Annotated in this window: 1 protein-coding gene; it reads left to right on the forward strand. The window is 36.5% G+C overall.

Annotation, left to right across the window (positions count from 1 at the left end):
- A partial coding sequence (locus HH682_RS15575; RefSeq protein ID WP_214238380.1) for a hypothetical protein occupies nucleotides 1-241 on the forward strand: 241 nt, incomplete at both ends.

Raw genomic sequence — 241 nt, forward strand, 5'->3', positions numbered from 1 at the left:
CATCCAGGGGTGAAAAAGGTTTACGAAAAAGGTGAGTATTACTTAGCGGGGCCAATACAATTGATTAATCGTCCACAACATGATGCATTTGTAGATTACCATCTTGACCCATTAGAAACGAGACAGCTATTTAATAAAGTGAATTGGAAGACTGTTGTAGGATTTCAAACTAGAAACCCAGTTCATCGTGCCCATGAATATATTCAGAAATCAGCATTAGAAATTGTAGATGGATTACTAT

Source organism: Rosenbergiella gaditana (genome assembly GCF_018494065.1).
In the GTDB taxonomy this organism is placed as follows: Bacteria; Pseudomonadota; Gammaproteobacteria; order Enterobacterales; family Enterobacteriaceae; genus Rosenbergiella; species Rosenbergiella gaditana.